17 protein-coding genes are annotated in these 14,023 nt (G+C 73.2%); 12 read left to right on the top strand and 5 right to left on the bottom strand.

The window, feature by feature from the left end; all coding sequences use genetic code 11:
- Positions 1-49 precede the first annotated feature (49 nt).
- The 4 genes from ACIPSC_RS21630 to ACIPSC_RS21615 all read left to right on the top strand — a co-directional run bounded on the left by ACIPSC_RS21630 (position 50) and on the right by ACIPSC_RS21615 (position 2,985).
- The gene (locus tag ACIPSC_RS21630) at positions 50-1,312 is read left to right on the top strand and encodes a CHAT domain-containing protein (protein ID WP_400827605.1); all 1,263 of its coding nucleotides are present in this window, start codon (positions 50-52) and stop codon (positions 1,310-1,312) included.
- 3 nt (positions 1,313-1,315) lie between these two features.
- Positions 1,316-1,600: a hypothetical protein gene (locus tag ACIPSC_RS21625; protein WP_400827604.1), complete on the top strand. Its 285-nt coding sequence runs from the start codon at positions 1,316-1,318 to the stop codon at positions 1,598-1,600.
- Entirely contained in the window at positions 1,597-2,259 is a 663-nt protein-coding gene (locus ACIPSC_RS21620; protein ID WP_400827603.1) for a hypothetical protein, read from the top strand. The genes ACIPSC_RS21625 and ACIPSC_RS21620 overlap by 4 nt, the downstream gene beginning before the upstream one ends.
- Positions 2,260-2,442: 183 nt before the next feature.
- Positions 2,443-2,985, top strand: coding sequence for an LURP-one-related/scramblase family protein (locus tag ACIPSC_RS21615; protein ID WP_400827601.1), 543 nt, complete (start codon positions 2,443-2,445; stop codon positions 2,983-2,985).
- Positions 2,986-3,021: 36 nt separating this feature from the next.
- On the opposite strand, the gene ACIPSC_RS21610 is transcribed toward ACIPSC_RS21615, so the two are convergent.
- A complete protein-coding gene (locus ACIPSC_RS21610) occupies positions 3,022-3,501 on the bottom strand; it encodes a hypothetical protein (RefSeq protein ID WP_400827599.1) in 480 nt (159 codons plus the stop codon).
- A gap of 376 nt (positions 3,502-3,877) precedes the next feature.
- On the opposite strand from ACIPSC_RS21610, the gene ACIPSC_RS21605 reads away from it, so the two are divergent.
- The 3 genes from ACIPSC_RS21605 to ACIPSC_RS21595 all read left to right on the top strand — a co-directional run bounded on the left by ACIPSC_RS21605 (position 3,878) and on the right by ACIPSC_RS21595 (position 5,414).
- Complete coding sequence (locus ACIPSC_RS21605) at positions 3,878-4,477, top strand: choice-of-anchor C family protein (protein ID WP_400827598.1); 600 nt, start codon at positions 3,878-3,880, stop codon at positions 4,475-4,477.
- A 107-nt stretch (positions 4,478-4,584) separates the two neighbouring features.
- The gene (locus tag ACIPSC_RS21600; RefSeq protein WP_400827597.1) at positions 4,585-5,193 is read left to right on the top strand and encodes a DUF2975 domain-containing protein; all 609 of its coding nucleotides are present in this window, start codon (positions 4,585-4,587) and stop codon (positions 5,191-5,193) included.
- On the top strand, positions 5,193-5,414 hold the full coding sequence (locus ACIPSC_RS21595) for a helix-turn-helix domain-containing protein (protein WP_400827596.1): 222 nt from the start codon (positions 5,193-5,195) through the stop codon (positions 5,412-5,414). Before ACIPSC_RS21600 ends, ACIPSC_RS21595 begins: the two co-directional genes overlap by 1 nt.
- Positions 5,415-5,461: 47 nt before the next feature.
- Here the strand turns inward: ACIPSC_RS21595 and ACIPSC_RS21590 are convergent, their stop codons facing one another.
- A complete protein-coding gene (locus ACIPSC_RS21590; protein WP_400827595.1) occupies positions 5,462-6,436 on the bottom strand; it encodes a DUF389 domain-containing protein in 975 nt (324 codons plus the stop codon).
- Positions 6,437-6,614: 178 nt separating this feature from the next.
- Between ACIPSC_RS21590 and ACIPSC_RS21585 the strand changes: the two genes are divergently transcribed.
- Positions 6,615-6,866 carry a hypothetical protein gene (locus ACIPSC_RS21585; protein ID WP_400827594.1) on the top strand — a complete coding sequence of 84 codons (252 nt, stop codon included), beginning with the start codon at positions 6,615-6,617 and terminating at the stop codon, positions 6,864-6,866.
- Positions 6,867-6,945: 79 nt separating this feature from the next.
- On the opposite strand, the gene zwf is transcribed toward ACIPSC_RS21585, so the two are convergent.
- Both zwf and ACIPSC_RS21575 read right to left on the bottom strand, forming a co-directional pair.
- Positions 6,946-8,322 carry a glucose-6-phosphate dehydrogenase gene (gene zwf, locus ACIPSC_RS21580; protein ID WP_400827592.1) on the bottom strand — a complete coding sequence of 459 codons (1,377 nt, stop codon included), beginning with the start codon at positions 8,320-8,322 and terminating at the stop codon, positions 6,946-6,948.
- Positions 8,323-8,510: 188 nt separating this feature from the next.
- On the bottom strand, positions 8,511-9,068 hold the full coding sequence (locus ACIPSC_RS21575) for a gluconokinase (RefSeq protein WP_400827591.1): 558 nt from the start codon (positions 9,066-9,068) through the stop codon (positions 8,511-8,513).
- 225 nt (positions 9,069-9,293) lie between these two features.
- On the opposite strand from ACIPSC_RS21575, the gene ACIPSC_RS21570 reads away from it, so the two are divergent.
- The 3 genes from ACIPSC_RS21570 to ACIPSC_RS21560 all read left to right on the top strand — a co-directional run bounded on the left by ACIPSC_RS21570 (position 9,294) and on the right by ACIPSC_RS21560 (position 12,503).
- Complete coding sequence (locus tag ACIPSC_RS21570) at positions 9,294-10,676, top strand: cytochrome ubiquinol oxidase subunit I (RefSeq protein WP_400827589.1); 1,383 nt, start codon at positions 9,294-9,296, stop codon at positions 10,674-10,676.
- 9 nt (positions 10,677-10,685) lie between these two features.
- The gene (gene cydB / locus ACIPSC_RS21565) at positions 10,686-11,699 is read left to right on the top strand and encodes a cytochrome d ubiquinol oxidase subunit II (protein WP_400827588.1); all 1,014 of its coding nucleotides are present in this window, start codon (positions 10,686-10,688) and stop codon (positions 11,697-11,699) included.
- 117 nt (positions 11,700-11,816) lie between these two features.
- Positions 11,817-12,503 carry a hypothetical protein gene (locus ACIPSC_RS21560; RefSeq protein WP_400827587.1) on the top strand — a complete coding sequence of 229 codons (687 nt, stop codon included), beginning with the start codon at positions 11,817-11,819 and terminating at the stop codon, positions 12,501-12,503.
- 26 nt (positions 12,504-12,529) lie between these two features.
- Here the strand turns inward: ACIPSC_RS21560 and ACIPSC_RS21555 are convergent, their stop codons facing one another.
- A complete protein-coding gene (locus ACIPSC_RS21555; protein ID WP_400827585.1) occupies positions 12,530-13,453 on the bottom strand; it encodes a zinc-binding alcohol dehydrogenase family protein in 924 nt (307 codons plus the stop codon).
- A 109-nt stretch (positions 13,454-13,562) separates the two neighbouring features.
- Between ACIPSC_RS21555 and ACIPSC_RS21550 the strand changes: the two genes are divergently transcribed.
- Positions 13,563-14,012, top strand: a complete 450-nt coding sequence (locus ACIPSC_RS21550) for a MarR family winged helix-turn-helix transcriptional regulator (RefSeq protein WP_400827584.1) — start codon at positions 13,563-13,565, stop codon at positions 14,010-14,012.
- The last annotated feature ends 11 nt before the right edge of the window (positions 14,013-14,023 follow it).

The following is a 14,023-nucleotide window of genomic DNA, read 5'->3' as shown; positions in this document are numbered from 1 at the left end:
AAGCCGTACCCTCCCTTTGTACTGGCTCTCCGACGCATCGCGAGGTCACATGGCGGAATCGCTCGACGACCGGCTCGCCGCAGCAACCGAATGGGAGCAGTTGCTCACCGAGGTCCGCCAGGTCGACGGACTGCACGACTTCCTGCGTCCGCCGGTCCTGGACGACCTGCGCCCGACCGGCGAGGGTCCGGTCGTCCTGGTGAACGTCGGACGGTCCCGGTGCCACGCACTGATCGTCACCGACACCGGAGTCCGGGCGGTCGAACTGCCCGGCACCGACCGGAACGGGGTGAACGACACCGCCCGGAACTACCTCCTGGCACTCCAGGCGGTGGAGGAGGCCCAGAGCCGGCTGCTGGAGCTGAGCCGGGAACTGACCACGGGCACCGCCCCGCCGGAGGCCTTCGAGGCCTACCTCGCGGCCGAGGCCTCCTACGCCGAGAGCCGCTCCGCCGTGGAGAAGACGCTCCGGACGACACTGGGCTGGCTCTGGGACCACGTCGCCGGGCCGGTGGTCAGGGCCCTGGACCTGTCGCCCCGGCCCGACGGAAAGGCGCCCCGCCTCTGGTGGTGCCCGTCCGGGCTGCTCACCCTGCTCCCCCTGCACGCCGCCGGGCGTCCGGGCCCCGACGGCGGCAGCCTGCTCGACCTCTGTGTCCCCTCCTACACCCCGTCCCTGCGGGCTCTCCACCACGCGCGCCGGCGCGGGCCGGCGACCGGCCGGCGCATGCTCGCCGTCACGCTCCCGGAGACGCCCGGGCAGGCCCCGCTGCCGAACGTGAAGCGCGAACGCACCCTGCTGGAAGGCCTGTTCGAACCGGAGGCCCGCACCGTCCTCACCGACGGCGAGGCCACCAGGGCCCACGTCCGCAGCCGGCTGCCCGGGCACCAGTACTTCCACTTCAGCTGTCACGGCCTCCAGAACCTGAACCGGCCCTCGAACGCCGGCCTGGTGCTGGCCGACGGCACCCTCACGGTGGCCGACCTGGTCGCGGACAGCTTCCAGGCCGAGTTCGCCTTCCTGTCCGCCTGCAAGACCGCCACCGGCGGCCTCGCCCTCGCCGACGAGGCGATCACCCTGGCCGCCGCCCTCCACCACCTCGGCTGCCGCCACGTCCTCGCCACCCTGTGGTCGGTCTCCGACGCCGCGGCCGCGTTCGTCGCCGAACGGGTCTACGCCGGCCTGGCCGGCCCCGACGGGCTCGCCGTCGACGGCTCCGCACGGGCGCTGCACGCCGCCGTGCTCGAACTGCGGGCCCTGCACCCCGACGAGCCCAGCCTCTGGACCCCCTTCACCCACACAGGACCGTGACCCATGTCGCCGGCGAACCTCCCGTACCAGCCCGTCACCGAACCCGGCTACGCCGCGGCCGCCACCACCTTCGAGGTCCACACGTACGACGACGGCGCGCTGACCGTCAACGGACCCTGCCCGCGCTGCGGCGCCCTCCTCGAAGTCCCGGTCTTCGACAAGGCGTTCCGCGCCGTCGGCGGCTCGTCCGGCCCGGTCCTGATCATCTGCAACTGCGAGGACCACCAGCACCCCGGACGGCCCGCCGGCCGGCGCGGCTGCGGCGCCTACTGGAAGTTCCTCCTGTGACCCCGCCGCCACCCCGCCGGCCCACCCCCGGGCCGCCCGCGACGCCCGCCGACCTGCGCCGCGCGCAGCAGCAGGAGGTCCTGCTGCGCACCGAACTGACCCGCGTCCGCGGCGCCGCCCTCGCCTGGCGCAACGGTCTGGCCGCGCTGCTCGCCGGCCTGGTCGGCTTCGGCCTGGTCAAGGGCCGCTCCGACGTCGGGGAACTCGCCCCCGGCTGGGCCGTGGCCGTGGGCCTGTTGCTGCTGGCCGCCCTGCTCGGCGGTGCCGTGGGCGCAGCCCTGCTGCTCCGGGCCGCGCACGGCCGCTTCGGTGTGGTTCCCCTGGACGGCCTGCCGCCCGCCGAGGTCCGCGACCACCTGGAGGCGCTCGCCTCCGCCCGTGCCCTGAAGCGCGGGGTCGTCGCCACCGCGGTCTGTTCCGCCCTGCTCGTCGCCGCCGTCGCGACGACCTGGTACGGGCCGTCCCGGCAGGACCCCGCGCTCCGGGTCGAGTACGGCGGCACCGGCGCCACGGCATGCGGCGAGCCCGTTCGGGTCCTGGACCACGTGCTGGTGCTGAAGTCCTCCGCCGGTGAGCTCGCCGTCCCGCTCGACCAGCTGCGCACTGTGCAGCCGGTGAAGTCCTGCGCCGCCCCCGGGCCGGCGGCCGGGGGCCGATGAGGTTTCCACGAACCCGCGGCCGCCCGCACTGACCGCACCGCCCGCAGGCGGCCGGGGCGGGCGAAGGGCTCCCCCGTGCCCGGGCGTGAGGGGCGGCCCATACTTGAAGAGGCCCGGGGGGCAGCCAGCCGGACGCCGGAACGCCGCCGGAGGAGGCGGTGGGACCCGAAGGGACGTGGAACGATGTTCGACCGGGACCGCCGGAAGGCCAACCGCGCCTTCGACCACGGTGACGGGGTCACCCGCTACCGCATGCGACAGAAGCTGGTCGCCATCGGGGACGACTACTGGATCGACGACGACTCCGGGGAGCACGTCTACCGCGTCGACGGCAAGGTGCTGCGCGCCCGCCGGACCTTCGACCTGGAGGACTCGCACGGCCACCGGGTCGCGACCGTCCAGAGCCGGCCCATGCGGATCAAGGAGTCGATGGCGATCGACGACGCCGAGGGCCACCGGGTCGCGACCGTCAAGAAGGCCTTGATCACCCCGCTGCGCAACCGGTGGAGCATCGACCAGGAGGACGGCCCGGAGCTGAAGGTCGAGGGCAACGTCGTCGACCACGAGTACACCATCGAGCGCGACGGCTACAAGATCGCCGAAGTGTCGAAGAAGTGGTTCCGGATCCGGGACACCTACGGGGTGAGCATCGGCGAGGGAGCCGACCACACGGTCGTCCTCGCCGCGACCGTCGCCATCGACTCCATGGCCCACCCCGGCGACTGACGCCCCGGCGGCCCCGCCGCCCGGCCGGGGGCGGCGCTACTGCGCGACCGCCGCCGCGGCCGCGGCGCGCCAGGCGGCGACGAGTTCGGCGGTCCTGGCCTCGAAGGCGGGGTCGCGCCAGCTGCCCTGCAGGCCCATCAGCACCGGCAGGTCGTACACCCCGCGGGCCCGGTGCGTGACCTGCACGATCTCCGGGGCGTTGGCGCGCTCGCTCTTCTTCACCACCTCGACCTTCGTGATGTCCGACCAGGCGAACCGCTTGCGACGGCTCCAGACGGCGCTCCAGCGGAGCTCACACTCGTCGAAGCTCACGCTGGTGCGCAGGGCGAGCAGGTGGGCGGTGCCGATGACGGCCATCAGGGGGCCGAACAGGCCCCCGACCAGAACGGCCCGTTCGTTCGCGGGCTCGCTGAGGACGGGGTGCAGCAGGTAGGCCGAGCCGGCCAGGAAGAGCGCCCCGCTGATCCACTGGCGCCGCTTCTGCTGGGGGCCGAGACGGTAAGTCGTGTCGTTCACCTGCGGATTCTGGCAGTACCGGAGGATCTGAGGAAGCATCAGTCCGCCGGGCCTGGCGGCGACGGCCGGGCCGCTGCGGGCCGGGCGGCGGGCGGGGTGCGCGGGTGCGGCAAGGGGCGCGCGGGGCTCGGCCCACTCCCCCGGCGGGGCCGGCCGGCTGACGGTGGTCGGGGGCGAACCGGCCGTGCGGGAACGGCCCGCAGGCCCGGTGCGACGGGTCCGCACCCGTCGAAACCGGCGCGCGAGAGCCCGCCCGCGGGCTGCGCGCAACACCGGGCGCCACCCGTCCGGCCTTGGCAGGGATCACCGCGACGGCAGACGCTCTGTGCACAGCCGATCATCCACTGATCCCACCCCCAGCCCCGGAGGGCCACCCATGTCGTTCTCGCGCACCCGCATCGCCGTCGCCGCCCTGCTCGTCGCCGGCGCCACCGTCGCCCTGGCCGCCCCGGCCCAGGCCGCCGGCGGCCACCGCGCCCTCAGCCACTTCGACGACGGCAGCTTCGAGACGCCCAAGGCCCCGGCGAACGCCTTCACCAATCTGACCACCGGTCAGAGCATCGGCCCGTGGAAGGTCACCGCCGGCAACGTCGACCTGATCGGCGCCGGCTTCTGGCAGGCCGCCGAGGGCGACCAGGCGCTGGACCTCAACGGCTCGACCAGCGGCGCCGTCGCCCAGAGCTTCACCACCGTCCCGGGCACCACCTACTCCGTCACCTACACGCTGGCCGGCAACCCGGACGGCGGGGCGGCCCTGCGGACCGGCCGGGCGCTGATCGACGGCCAGGCCTTCCAGGACTTCTCCTTCGACATCACCGGCAGGACCCGGGCCGCCATGGGCTACGTGGGACGCCAGTTCACCTTCGTCGCGCAGGGCACGTCCACCACCCTGGGCTTCACCAGCACCGTCGCCGGGGCCTACGGCCCGGTCATCGACGACGTCCAGGTGAAGGAGTGCAAGCCCTGCTGCGGGTGACCGACCCCGTCACCGGCCCCGCGGACCGGGCCGATTGGCCAGGCATATCGTTTTTCGATAACATCGAAAAACGATATGCCTCTGGCACCGGAAGACGGGGAACGACCATGAACGAGATGTCCTGGTGGACGCGGGCGACGGACCACACCCTGGAGCTGGCCCTGGGGTTGGCCCTCCTCCTGGTGGGGATCGTCGAGATCCTCCTGCCGGTCCTGGGGGTCTCCACCCCGTTCGGGCCGGGGGACACCCGCGAGGTGCAGGTCGACGGTGCCGCACGGCTGGCGGGCGACATGACCGCCGGAGCCGTGACGCTCCGCGGCTCCGGCCACGCCGAACTGGCCTTCACCGACCCCGGCCTCGGCCAGCGGCTGCTCCTGGCCCTGCCCGCAGTGGTGAGCGGCCTGCTGGTCATCGCGATGCTCACGGTCCTCCTCCGGGTGGCCCGCACCTTCCGTGACGGCGACTTCTTCGTGCCGCAGAACACCCGGCGCCTCACCGCGGTCGCCGCCGCCCTCGTGCTGCTGGGAACCGTGGTCCCGCTGCTTGAGATGATGACGACGAACCTCCTGGCCCGTGAACTGCCGTGGGCGGACGCGATCACGCCCGCCCACGGCTTCGCCGTCCAGCCCGTCTTCCTGGCGCTCCTCGTCGGTGCCGCGGCCGGGGCGTTCCGTGCCGGCACCCGCCTGCGCGCCGACACCGAAGGGTTGGTCTGATGCCACCGGAGGAACCGCACCAGATCGCGTGCCACCTCGGCCGCCTGCTGGACGAACGCGGCATCACGCTGGCCGAACTGGCGGCCCGGGTCGGCGTGACTGTCGCCAACCTCTCCATCCTGAAGAACGACCGGGCCAAGGCGATCCGCTTCAGCACGCTCACCGCGATCTGCCGCGAACTGGACTGCCAGCCCGGGGATCTGCTCACGTTCTCCGACTGAGGCGCTCCGCGCGCCGTGGGGCGCGCGCGGCATGACGGGCGGTCACATCAGGGCCGGGACGGTGCGGGGCCGCCCGGGGCCGCACCGGCGGCGCGGCGGGTCACCCGGGCCCAGATCCGGCGCTGCACCCGCAGGACCAGCACGCCCACGATCACCAGGACGACCACGTTGAGCAGGAGTTGGAGCAGCGAGCCCCACGCCTCGTGCCAGTCGCCGAAGGCGAGCGAGACGGCGACGTCCGAGGCGGCGGGGATCGTGGTCACGGAGATGAAAACGCCGAGCAGCGCAGTGCGCCGGGCCTCGGCGAGGGAGACGATCCCGACGATTCCGGCGAGGACGGCGACCACCAAGGAGAGCAGGTTCGGGGTGTCGATCAGGTTGGAGACGGGCCGCAGCCCCGCCTGGAAGGCCTTGGACTGCAGGCCGGCCGCCCGGGCCAGCAGGGCGAAGAGCAGGGTGACCACGATGGCCAGCAGGAAGCCCACCGTCAGCGCGCGCAGGCCCTCCTCCACCCGGCGCCGGTGGCCGCGGTCCAGGCCCAGGGCGACGCTGGTGATCGCGCCGTACTCGGGGCCGACGACCATCGCGGCCACGATGAGGATCTGGGAGTTGGTCATGATGCCGACCGCACCGATCAGGCCGGCGATCACCAGGAGCAGGTAGAAGGACGGCAGGTAGGTGCCGCCGGCGCGGATGCCGGCCTCGACGGCGGCCCACAGCGGCGCGTGGGCGAGGACGCGGGGCTCGGTGGCTTCGAGCCGGTCGGCGCGGTGCGAAAGCAGCAGCTCGACGTCCTCGATCGCGATCGACCCCTGCCGGTCGATGCCGAGGCCGCGCAGGCGGTGCAGCAGGGCGTTCGCCGCGCCCCGCACGACGTCGCACTCCAGGACGTCGCCGTCCGGCTCGCGGGCGGCGGATTCCAGCACCGCGAGGTTGAGGACGTGGCGGTCGGCGGTCAGCAGCGCGAGCGCCGGCCCGGTGAGCGCGGGCGGCGCCACCAGTCTCAGATGGACCAGATCCATCCGCCAAGCTGAGCACTCCCGGGGCGTGGGGGGCCGGAGCAGCTCGCCCGTCGTGGCGCCGTTCATCCGGTTGCCGCCGGGCCGGGGACGGCCCTGCGGATCAGCCCGGGCCGGCCCGGTGGATCAGGTCGGGCCCGGCTCGGATGCGGGGGGACAGCGGCGGCGGTTTGATGGCCGTATGGAATCCGATCCCGCACAGGCCTACACGGACGAGCTGCTGGCCCTCACCGGGGACCTCGCCAGGCCGGCCGCCGACGACTTCGTGCGGCGCGTCTACGAGAGCGGTGCCATCCACGGCTCGCACACGGCGCTGGCCAATGTGGCCGCCGTCGAGAACGAGAAGGACGCGCAGATCAGGCGGCTCGGTGAGCGGCTGATGGCGCTCGGCGAGGATCCGCTGGAGATCACCCGGCTGCTGGCCGGCAAGTGAGCGGGTGCCGCCCGGGCACCGGTACGGCCGGTGAGCGGGTGCCGCCCGTGGCCGGCCGCCCGGGCGGTCGGCGGTGCGCTCAGCCGGCCGGGTCGTACCAGGTGTCGCGGTCGGGCAGCAGCGCGTCGGCCTCCTTGGGCCCCCAGGTGCCCCTGGCGTAGGGGTGGACCGGGACGGCGTCGCCCAGCACCGGGTCCACGATGCGCCAGGCGGACTCCACGGTGTCCTGCCGGGCGAACAGCCAGCGGTCGCCGTCGAGGGCGGCGCCGATCAGGCGGTCGTAGGGGCGCATGTCCGAACCCGGGATCTCGCTGAAGGCGAGCTCCTCGTGCTTGGCCTGCCAGCCGCCGCCGGGCATCTTGCCGGCGAGGGTCAGCCCGACCTGGGTCTCGGGCCAGATGCGGAACCGCAGCCGGTTCTCCGCGGGCGCCGGGCGCAGATCGAAGACGTCGTGCGGGGCGCGGCGGAACTGGATGCCGATCTCGGTGGCGGTCACCGGGAGGCACTTGCCGGCCCGGATGAGGATCGGCACGTCGGCCCAGCGCCAGGAGTCGGCGGCCAGCCGGATGGCGGCGAAGGTCTCGACGGTGGACTGCGCGTCCACGCCGTCCACCTCGCGGTAGCCCTCGTACTGGCCGCGCACGATGTGATCGGCGGTGAGCGGCCGCAGGGAGGAGACCACCTCGGCCTTGGAGTCCAGCCAGGCGGACAGCCCCCGGCCGGAGGGCGGGTCGGCCAGGACGGTGGCCAGCACCTGGAGCATGTGGTTCTGGATCACGTCGCGGACGGCGCCGGTGCGGTCGTAGAAGCGGCCGCGGTCGGAGACGTCGAAGGCCTCGGCCATGGTGATCTGCACGGACGCGACGTGCGTGCGGTTGAGCAGCGGCTCGACCACGGAGTTGGCGAACCGCGCGAACAGGACGTTCTCCACCGGGTCGAGCCCGAGCCAGTGGTCGACGCGGTAGATCGCGTCCTCGGGGAAGTGCTGGTGCATGGTCGCGTTGAGTGCGCGGGCGCTGGCGAGGTCGTTGCCGAAGGGCTTCTCGACCATGATGCGGGCGCCGCGGGCGCGGCCGGCGGCGGCGATCCCGTCGGCGATCCGGCCGAAGAGCATCGGCGGCACTTCGAGGTAGTACAGTGCCCGGCCGCCGCTGCCCATGGCGTCGGACATCGCGGTGTAGGTGGCGTCCTCGCCGAGGTCGCCGTCCACGTAGCGCAGCAGGCCGAGCAGCTTGACCGCCGCGGGGGACGCGGGGTCCATGCCGTTGAGGGTGAGCGAGGCCCCGGCGTAGGCGCGGAACTGCTCCAGGCTCCAGCCGGCCTTCGCCACGCCCACCACCGGGACGTCCAGGACGCCGCGTTCGACCAGTCCGACCAGCGCCGGGAAGGTCTCCAGTTTGGCCAGGTCGCCGGTGGCTCCGAAGATCACCAGCGCGTCCATCTGTCGTGTCGTCATCTCGGGCTCTCAGTGTTCCGGGGCGCGGTGCTTGTCTTGGCGTCCTCGACGCAGGCTGCGGTGGAGTCCCGGTCGTCCCGCTCGCTGTCGTCCCGCTCGCTGTCGTCCCGCTCGCCCCGCGGGCCTCCGGGGGGAGGCGGGGGCGGGGGCGGTCACCGGTGTGCAGGACAAGTCCTGTCACCTGCAAGCTACAACGGGCCGGGCGGGACGGCACCTCCGCCGCCGGGCAGGGCCTGTTCGAGGGCCCGCAGCGCCGCGGCGGTGGTCGCGGCCGGGCTGCCGGAGGCGTCCACGACGGAGCCCGGTTCGTCGGGCCGGAGCGGTTCGAGCAGGGCGTACTGGGAGTCGAGCAGGGCGGGGGGCATGAAGTGGCCGGCCCGGTGGGAGATCCGCTGTGCAGCCAGTGCGCGGTCGAGCGAGAGCTGGAGGAAGTACACGTTCGCCCCGGTGGCACGGAACTGGTCCCGGTAGGCACGGCGCAGCGCCGAACAGGACAGCACGCCACCGCTGTCGCGCTCCGCAGCCGAGCGGATCCATGCGGTGAGTGCGGCGAGCCACGGCACGCGGTCGGTGTCGTCGAGGGGGTGTCCGGCGGCCATCTTCGCCCGGTTCGCGGCCGGGTGGAGGTCGTCGCCCTCCTGGAACGGCACGCCGAGCGCCGCGGCGAGCCGTGCGCCGACCGTGGTCTTCCCGGAGGCCGAGACGCCCGTCACGACCGCCACCGGTCTGCTGCACACGCCGGTCATGATGCCACCGGGCCCGGCGGTCCGCCGGTCACGCCGACAGGCCCGCCGGTCCGCCGGTCACGCCGACAGGCCCGCCGGTCACGCCGGTCACGCCGGTCACGCCGACGGTCCGCCGGTTACGCCGATGGGCCGACACCCGATGGGGTCGCCCGCGGCTGCGCCGTCCGGTCCGGGCCGCCGGCACCGTGGTTGACTGGGGCCGAGCGTCCTGCGTGAGGAACCACATTGAGTCAACTCGACCTGGCCAGGCTGCAGTTCGCCATGACGTCGGTCTACCACTTCCTGTTCGTGCCGGTCACGATCGGCCTGGGTTTCCTGACCGCACTGCTGCAGACCGGCTGGCACCGCAGCGGCCGGGCCGAGCTGCTGCAGCTCACGCGGTTCTTCGGCACCCTGCTGGTGATCAACATCGCGGTGGGCGTGGTGACCGGGCTGGTGCAGGAGTTCCAGTTCGGGATGGACTGGTCGCAGTACTCGCGCACGGTGGGCGACGTGTTCGGCGCACCGCTGGCGATGGAGGGGCTGGCCGCGTTCTTCCTGGAGTCGACGTTCCTCGGGCTGTGGCTCTTCGGGTGGGACCGCCTGCCGCCGCGCGTGCACCTGGCGACGATCTGGGCCGTGGCCCTGGGCGGTGTGCTGTCCGCGGCGTTCATCATGGCGGCCAATTCCTGGATGCAGCACCCGGTCGGCTACGCGATCGATCCCTCGACCGGGCGCCCGCAGCTGAACGACGTCTGGAAGCTGTTCACCAACCCGGTGTTCCTGCGCGGGTATCTGCACGTGGTCCTCGCCTCGCTGGTCACCGGGGCGGCCGTGATGCTGGCGGTGTCGGCCTGGCAGCTGCGCCGGGGCACCTCCCCGGCCGCCTTCCAGGCCACCGCCCGGCTGGCGCTGGTGGTGCTGGTCCCGGCGCTCCTGGTCGCGATGCTGGTCGGCAGCGAACTCGGCGTCACCGAGGCCAAGTACCAGCCGATGAAGATCGCCGGCGCCGAGGCCCAGTGGGACACCTGCCAGCCCTGCTCGTTCTCGCTGTTCCAGATCAGCGGCGGCAACAACGACACGACGCCGACCGAGATCATCGCCGTTCCGCACCTGCTCTCCCTGCTGGCCACCAACCACTGGAACGGGCAGGTGCTGGGGCTCAACGCCGTCCAGGCCCAGTACGAGCAGCAGTACGGGCCCGGCAACTACGTCCCGAACGTCTTCATCCAGTACTGGGCGATGCGGGTGATGGCCTACCTCGCCGTCGTGGTGCTGCTGGTCGGGCTCTGGGGCCTGTGGCTGCTGTGGCGCAGGCGGCTCGGCGGCTCGCGCCGGTTCCTCCGGGTCGCGGTCTGGACCGCGGTGCTGCCGTTCGTGATGAACTCCGCCGGCTGGCTGCTCACCGAGAACGGCCGCCAGCCGTGGATCGTCCAGGGGCTCCAGTTCACCCGTGACGGCGTCTCCCCGTCGGTGAGCACGGCGACCGTCGCCACCAGCCTCCTGGTGTTCGTCCTGCTCTACGCGGTGCTCGCGGTGGTGGAGGTCGTGCTGATCACCCGGTACGCGCGCAAGGAGCTGTCCCCGCCCCCGGCCGAGGACGCCCCGGTCCCGGCCCTGAGCTACTGAGGCCGCCCGATGGCGCTCGCCACCTTCTGGTTCATCGTCACCGCCGCCCTGTGGACCGGCTTCTTCGTCCTGGAGGGCTTCGACCTCGGGGTGGGCATGCTGCACACCGCGGTCGCCCGCGACGAGGCCGGCCGGCGGGCGGCGATCAACACCATCGGCCCGCTCTGGGACGGCAACGAGGTGTGGCTGATCGTCGCCGCCGCGGCGATGTTCGCCGCCTTCCCCGACTGGTACGCCACCATGTTCTCCGGCTTCTACCCGGTGATGATCCTGCTGCTGGTGGGCCTGATCGTGCGCGGGGTCTCGTTCGAGTTCCGCGGCAAGGCCGACGGCGCCCGGTGGCGCCGCACCTGGGACACCCTGCTCACCTGCGGCAGCCTGCTGGTGCCGCTGCTGATCGGGATCGCGCTGGGCGACCTGCTGCACGGGGTGCCGATCGACCAGGACCACGAGTTCACCGGTGACTTCGGCGACCTGTTCTCCGGCTACTCGGTGTTCGCCGGGATCACCCTGGTGCTGCTCTGCCTGCTGCACGGCGCGGCCTTCATCGCCCTCAAGACCACCGGCCCGGTACGGGGCCGGGCCTCGCTGCTCGCCCGTCGGATCGCCCCGCCGACCGTCCTCGCCGTGCTGGCCTTCCTGCCCTGGACCCACTCCACCGCCGGCCGTGGCGTCCTGCCGGACATCATCGAACTCATCGCCATGCTCGCGGTGATCGCCGCCGGCTGGCTGCTCCTCGGACGGCACGAGGGGTGGGCGTTCGTGGCCACCACGGTCACGATCGCGACGACCGTCCTGTCGGTGTTCGTCGACCTCTACCCGAGGCTGATGGTGTCCAGTACCGACCCCGCCTACAACCTGACCGTGCAGAACAGCGCCTCCGGCAACTACGCGCTGAAGGTGATGAGCGTCGTCGCGATCGTCTTCCTCCCCCTGGTGCTCGCCTACCAGGGCTGGACCTACCACGTCTTCCGACTGCGCGTCTCCGCCGAGCAGTTCGGCCCGTCCGGCGCCCGGGAGTGAGGGGCGGGCAGCTCTGGAACAAGATCGGGATATTTCCCGCACCACCCTGTGAACGACTCCCGCCTACCGTGATGGCACCGGTGAACCGCACCGGCCGAACGACAGCAGGAGACCCGCATGCGCACCCGCCGCCTCGCCCTCACCGCCGCCGCCGTCGCGGCGCTCGCCGCCACCGCGACGGCGTGCGGGCCGGACAACAGCGGCACGGGCTCCACGGCCGCCGCCCCCGCGGCCACCACGGCCGGTGCCACCGCCGCGGCGCCCGGCGGATCCGCCCCGGCCGCCACGGGCGCTCCGGCCGCAACCGCCACCACCGGGGCCACGCCGACGAAGGCCGCCACCGCGCCCAAGTCCCCCGCGCCCTCCTCCCCCGCCGCGTCCGGTGCCGCGTCCGGCAAGAGCGGCAACGGGACCTGCGGCGCCGGCGACCTGGTCCTCAGCGCGAAGACCGAGTCCCAGGCCGGCGGCTACATCCTGATCACCGCCATGGCCAAGCCGGGCGTCTCCTGCACGCTCCCCGCGACCCACCCCACCATCGCGTTCGGTTCGGGCGGCATCGAGGCCGCCAACGCCGAGCAGGCCACCGGCACCCCGATCCCCCTGAGCGGCGCCAAGGTCGCCTACGCAGGCGTCATGGCGAAGACCACCAAGGGCAACCAGGCCGTCGAGTTCACCGACGTCATCGTGGCCATCGGCAACGCCGACCCGAACCCGGCCGGCGTCCCGGTCGGCAAGACGCCGGTCGACAAGCCGATCGTCACCAACTGGCACACCGTCCCGAAGGACGCCGTCCCGGGCCTCTGACGGACCGTCGCCGGCCGCCGGCGGCGTCACGGGACGAGGACGACCTTGCCGAGGTTGCGGCGGGCCTCGACGAGGGCGTGCGCGCGGGCGGCCTCCGCGAGCGGGATCCGGGCGTGGACGTGGGTGCGCAGCACCCCGGTGCGGTTCAGCTCCCACAGCTCGCCCAGCCAGCGGGCGTACCGCTCGGGCTCGTTCCTGGCGACGGCGGCCATCTGGAAGCCGATCACCGAGGCGCCGCGGACCAGCAGTTCGAAGGCGTCGATCGTGCCGCCGCCGGAGCTGAAGGCGACCAGCCGGCCGCCGGGGGCCAGGGCCCGCACGGCGGGCCCCAGGAGGTCGCCGCCGACGCCGTCGAGGACGACGTCGACCGGCTCGCCCCAGCCCTCGTCCCCGTAGAGCACGACCTCGTCGGCGCCCAGCGAGCGGACGAAGTCCGCCTTGTCCGGGCTGCCGACGGCCGCGACCACGCGGGAGGCGCCGCCGGCCTTCGCGTACTGCAGGGCCAGGGTGCCGACCGCGCTGGCCGCCGCGGTCACCAGCACGGACTCCCCCGGAGCGGGGCGGCCCGCCTCGTAGGCGCCGCGCGCCACCAGGCCGCTGCGGACCAGGGCGACGGCGTCGACGGCGCCCGCCCGCTCCGGCACCCGTGAGGCGAACGCCTGGTGGACCAGCGCCAGTTCGGCGTACGAGTGGGCGAAGCAGATGCCGGTGACGCGGTCGCCCGGCGCGAATCCGGTGACGCCCTCGCCGACGGCGGCGACCGTGCCCGCGACCTCGCCGCCGAGCGCGCCGGCCTGGCTGCCCTCGCGCACCTTCCGGACGGTGGGCAGCGAGATGCCGATCGCCTCGGTGCGGACGAGCAGTTCCCCGGGACCCGGGGTAGGGGCAGGAGCCTCCTCGACGAAGAGGACCTCGGGACCGCCGTTGACCTCGTAGCGGACACGACGCATGGGCACACCTCCGAAGCACAGCGACAAAACCGTTGGAATTCCCAACGACTCGGTGGCAGCCTACGGAGGATTCATTGGGATGTCCAACGATTACGGGTAGTCTTGCCCCATGACGCCTCCACCCCCCGAGCCCTTCCGGGCCCTGGAGCACATCCAGTCCCTGCCGAGCTGGCTGGTCGGCCGGGTGGCCGCGCACGGCCGGAGCCTGGTCGCCGCGGCGATCGCCGAGGAAGGGCTGAAGCTCCTGCACCTCGCCGTGCTCGCCGCGGTCTCCGAGTACGGACCGGTCGCCCAGGCGGACCTGGTGCGCCGGCTGTCGATCGACGCCAAGGACCTGGTCGGCCTCCTCAACCACCTGGAGAGCGCCGGCCTGGCCCTCCGCGCACCCGACCCGCGCGACCGCCGCAAGAACGCCGTGACGGTGACCCCGCAGGGCACCCGCACCCTGCGCCGGTGCGCGGAGCTGGCCGAACGGGCCAACGAGGACCTGCTCTCCCCCCTCGACGACACCGAACGCAGGCAGCTGATCGCCCTGCTGACGCGGCTGCACCAGGCATAGCGCGCAGCGGC

It is taken from the genome of Kitasatospora sp. NPDC090091 (genome assembly GCF_044747365.1).
Classification (GTDB): Bacteria; Actinomycetota; Actinomycetes; order Streptomycetales; family Streptomycetaceae; genus Kitasatospora.
The sequence above is the reverse complement of the archived record's forward strand: the minus strand, read 5'-3'. Positions and strand labels throughout refer to the sequence as shown.

Bases quoted from the DNA above. Each gene is read 5' to 3' on its own strand.
- ACIPSC_RS21585 (WP_400827594.1), top strand. From the start codon at position 6,615: ATGGAATCCGATCCCGCACAGGCCTACACGGACGAGCTGCTGGCCCTC.
- ACIPSC_RS21615 (WP_400827601.1), top strand. From the start codon at position 2,443: ATGTTCGACCGGGACCGCCGGAAGGCCAACCGCGCCTTCGACCACGGT.
- ACIPSC_RS21600 (WP_400827597.1), top strand. From the start codon at position 4,585: ATGAACGAGATGTCCTGGTGGACGCGGGCGACGGACCACACCCTGGAG.
- ACIPSC_RS21605 (WP_400827598.1), top strand. From the start codon at position 3,878: ATGTCGTTCTCGCGCACCCGCATCGCCGTCGCCGCCCTGCTCGTCGCC.
- ACIPSC_RS21575 (WP_400827591.1), bottom strand. From the start codon at position 9,068: ATGACCGGCGTGTGCAGCAGACCGGTGGCGGTCGTGACGGGCGTCTCG.
- ACIPSC_RS21560 (WP_400827587.1), top strand. From the start codon at position 11,817: ATGCGCACCCGCCGCCTCGCCCTCACCGCCGCCGCCGTCGCGGCGCTC.
- cydB (WP_400827588.1), top strand. From the start codon at position 10,686: ATGGCGCTCGCCACCTTCTGGTTCATCGTCACCGCCGCCCTGTGGACC.
- zwf (WP_400827592.1), bottom strand. From the start codon at position 8,322: ATGACGACACGACAGATGGACGCGCTGGTGATCTTCGGAGCCACCGGC.
- ACIPSC_RS21625 (WP_400827604.1), top strand. From the start codon at position 1,316: ATGTCGCCGGCGAACCTCCCGTACCAGCCCGTCACCGAACCCGGCTAC.
- ACIPSC_RS21595 (WP_400827596.1), top strand. From the start codon at position 5,193: ATGCCACCGGAGGAACCGCACCAGATCGCGTGCCACCTCGGCCGCCTG.
- ACIPSC_RS21590 (WP_400827595.1), bottom strand. From the start codon at position 6,436: ATGGATCTGGTCCATCTGAGACTGGTGGCGCCGCCCGCGCTCACCGGG.
- ACIPSC_RS21550 (WP_400827584.1), top strand. From the start codon at position 13,563: ATGACGCCTCCACCCCCCGAGCCCTTCCGGGCCCTGGAGCACATCCAG.
- ACIPSC_RS21555 (WP_400827585.1), bottom strand. From the start codon at position 13,453: ATGCGTCGTGTCCGCTACGAGGTCAACGGCGGTCCCGAGGTCCTCTTC.
- ACIPSC_RS21630 (WP_400827605.1), top strand. From the start codon at position 50: ATGGCGGAATCGCTCGACGACCGGCTCGCCGCAGCAACCGAATGGGAG.